Raw genomic sequence first — 3,923 nt, 5'->3', positions numbered from 1 at the left:
AAGCCACGGATCTTGACCTGCTCGTCATTACGGCCCAGATAGTCGATAGTGCCGTCGGCATGCCAGCGGCCCACATCACCTGTCTTGTACATCCGCGCATTTGGCGCGGTCGAGAACGGATCGGCCAGGAAGCGCTCGGCAGTAAGGTCGGGGCGGTTCAGGTAACCACGTGCCACACCGACACCGCCGATATAAATCTCACCGGTCACCCCGACCGGCACCGGCTGGTGGTTCGCATCCAGCAGGTAAACCCGGCGGTTGGCCATCGGGCGGCCGATATGTGGCCGGGCGGTTTGCCCGGTGATGCGCGTATGGGTGCTGTCCACGGTACATTCGGTCGGGCCGTAGACGTTATGGCATGTGATGCCTTCCAGCGAGGCCAGTACCTGCCACTGGGCGGCACCAATGGCTTCACCGCCGAGCAGGACCGTACGCAGTGACGGCGGTAACGGCCCGGCGGCCATCAGCAGCGCCAGCTGTGACGGTGTGCAGTCAAAGACCTCCAGCGCCTGCTGCGTCATCCACTCGCGCAGCTGCTCACCGTTCTGGCGTATCGCGTCGTGCACAATCACCAGCGTGCGGCCCGAGGCCAGTTGCACCAGCTGCTGCACCGAGGCATCAAAGGACGGTGAGGCATTGAGGCTGATGCGTTGTAATGCGGCGTCATGGTAAACCGTCTGTTCCAGCCCGGCCCACAGGTTGACCACGCTGTCGTGTTCGACCTGTACCCCTTTCGGCAGCCCGGTGGAGCCGGAAGTATAGATGACATAGGCCAGATGATGGGGCGTCAGGCCCACCGCCGCCGGGCTGATGTTGTCAGCCGGGCAGGTGATCCAGGGTTGTTCCGGGGTATCCAGCGCAATCACCGGGCAGTCGGCGGCTATCTGGCTATTCAGCACGGTGGTGGTGATCAGCACCATCGGTGCGCTGTCGGCCAGCATGTACTGCAGGCGCTCCGTTGGGTAGGCCGGGTCGAGCGGGACATAGGCCCCACCGGCTTTCAGCGTTGCCAGCAGCACCACCACCAGGTTGATGCTGCGTTCCAGCGCAATCGCCACCCGGTCATCCGGCCTGACACCCTGTTCAATCAGCCAGTACGCCAGCTGATTCGCCCGGCGGTTCAGCTCGCCATAGCGCAGTGACTGACCGTCGAAGACCACGGCGACGGTGTCCGGCTGCTGAGTGGCCTGCTGTTCGAACAATTGATGAATGCAGAGATCCGCCGGGAAGTCTGCCGCCGTGTCGTTAAAGCCGAGCAGTACCTGCTGGCGTTCGGCGTCCGGCAGTACCGTCAGGGCATGCATCGGTTGCGTTGGTGCCTGCACCAGCGCGTCAGCCAGTGCCGTCAGGGTGAGCAGCATCATTTCGCCGACACGTGCCGCACCAATACCCTCTGCAACCTGAATATCGAGGCTGAAGCCCGCCGCACCCTGATCGTTCACCGATACGTTGACCGGGTAGTTGGTGCGCTCCTGACTGAACAGCACGTCGATGCCATCCAGCTCTGTCTGTGTATCCGTCTGTTCGCTGCCGCCGTTATAGCGGTAGTTGAGCAGGCTGGTGAACAGCGGGCTCTGGGCGTCAACGCCGCTGTATTGCTGGACATCGGCCAGCGAGGCGTGCTCATGAGCCAGCAGCCCGGCCAGACTGTCGTGCGTCTGGCGCAGCGCCTGTTCAACACTGACCTGACCCAGCGACAGGCGCAACGGCAGGGTGTTCAGGAACATGCCCAGCACCCGGTCAGCGCCGTCACCACCGGCCATACGGCCAAACAGCACCGTGCCGAACACGACGTTATCCTGCCCGGTAGTGGCCTGTACCACACGGCCCCAGGCCAGATGGAACAGGCTGGTGACGCTGATGCCGCGCTGTTGTGACAGAGCCCGCAACCGTTGCCCCAGGGCGTCGGACAGCGGCAGATGGTGTTCGTCGATGTGTTGACCGCTGCCCTGAACATCGAGCAGCCCGAACGGGGCGCAGGGCGCGTCAATATCCCCGAGTTGTGCCCGGAAATAGTCCTGCTGCGCCTGCGAATCCGTTTGTTGACGGGCGAGGGCGACAAACTGCCGGAACGGCAGCGGGGCCGGTAGCTGGTCGGCGCGGCCCTGCAGGTGTGCCTGCACCTCTTCGAGCAGCAGCTCCAGCGTGGTGTGGTCCATGCACAGGTGGTGATGCAGCAGGCACAGCAGCCAGCGGTTATTGGCCGGGTCGGCAGCCTGCCAGGCTTGAATCATCGGTGCCTGAGCAATGTTCATGGATAACCGGGTTGGATCGAATTTTTGGTGCAATGCGCCGATGACATCGTCAGACTCGATAACCAGCGTTTCCACCGGCATCAGCGCGTCGCGCCAGACCACCTGCACGGCGTCGTCCAGCCCTTCCCAGACAATCGCCGTGCGCAGAATGTCGTGACGCTGGATCACCGCCTGCAAGGCGCTGAGGAATTCGGTCAGTCGGTTTTCATCGCTGAAGCTCAGCATCAGCGGAGAAATATAGGCATCGCCGACAGGGGTCAGCAGATGGTGAAACAGAATCCCGGTCTGCAGCGGTGCCAGCGGGTAGATGTCCTGCACATTACGGGCACCGCCCGGCACGGTCGCCACCACGGCATCGATCTGCGCCTGCGTTAATGCCACCAGCGGCAGCATGGCCGGGGTGATCTGTGTACACTGCAGAGGGATTAGAGTGGCCGGTACGGCGTCGGACGTGGTGGTGGAGGTCAACGTAGTCGTCAGTGCGGCCAGAGTCGGCTGTCTGAACAGCTCGCTGACGGAGAGGGTATACCCCGCGCGGCGCAGGCGTTCAGCCAGTTTAATCGCCAGCAGGGAATGGCCACCGAGTTCGAAGAAATGATCCTGCCGACCGATACGTTCAATCCCCAGCAGGTCCTGCCATATCGTGGCAATCGCCTGTTCGGTGGCGGTTTGCGGTGCCTCGAAGTCGGTGCGGGCAAAGGCGTTGTCATCCGGGGCGGGTAAGGCTTTGCGATCGACCTTGCCGTTTGGCGTCAGTGGCAGTGCGCTGAGCTGCACATAGGCCGACGGCACCATATACGCAGGCAGGTGCGCCGTTACATGCGCACGCAGTGTTTCAGCGGTAGCGTTGCCGACATACCATGCGATCAAATGCTGTTCACCCTGAGCGCCGCGGCGGATCATGACCACGGTGTCGCTTACACCCGTGTCCGCCCGCAGGCAGGTTTCTATTTCACCAAGTTCGACCCGGAAACCGCGGATCTTGACCTGATCATCGTTACGGCCCAGATAATCGATGCGGCCATCGGCATACCAGCGGCCCAGATCGCCGGTGCGGTACATGCGTGCGTTCGGCTCGGTTGAGAACGGGTCATCCAGGAAGCGTTCGGCACTCAATTCCGGCTTATTCAGGTAGCCTCGCGCCACTTGTACGCCGCCGATATAGAGTTCCCCTTCGACACCGACCGGCACCGGTTGTCCGGCTGCGTCAAGAATGTAGATTGCCATATTGGCCAGCGGCCGGCCGATGGAGATCGCCGCCATATCCTGCGGTTGAAAGCGCAGCGCGGTGGTATTCACCGTTGCTTCAGTCGGGCCGTAGAAGTTGAGCAGCGCCGGGCCTTCAGGGTAATGCTCAAACCAGCTCTGTACCGCCGCTTCTGGCGCGGCTTCACCACCGGTGCAGACAATTCGCAGTGTTTCAGGCAGCGCTAATCCGGCGTGACACAGTTGTTTCCAGAACTGGGTGGGGATATCCGCGTAGGTGATGCGGTACGCACGGCAGTACTGCCAGAAGGCCTCCATGCTGCTTATCCAGTCATCGGTGCGCAGTACCAGCGTGGCACCGCAGCACAGCGAGCCGAAAATATCTGCCACGGAATAGTCAAAGCCGATATTGGCAAACTGAACCACGCGGTCGTGTTTGGTCAGCGCACAATACTGCGCCTG

General features: G+C 62.1%; 1 protein-coding gene. It reads right to left on the bottom strand.

Annotated elements, in window-relative coordinates; genetic code table 11:
• The coding region (locus FAZ14_RS20135; protein ID WP_153509096.1) for a non-ribosomal peptide synthetase at positions 1–3,923 on the bottom strand (3,923 nt) is incomplete at both ends.

Source organism: Dickeya oryzae, assembly GCF_009372235.1.
In the GTDB taxonomy this organism is placed as follows: Bacteria; Pseudomonadota; Gammaproteobacteria; order Enterobacterales; family Enterobacteriaceae; genus Dickeya; species Dickeya oryzae.
Note: the sequence above shows the minus strand (reverse complement) of the source record. Positions and strands in the feature narration are given on the sequence as shown.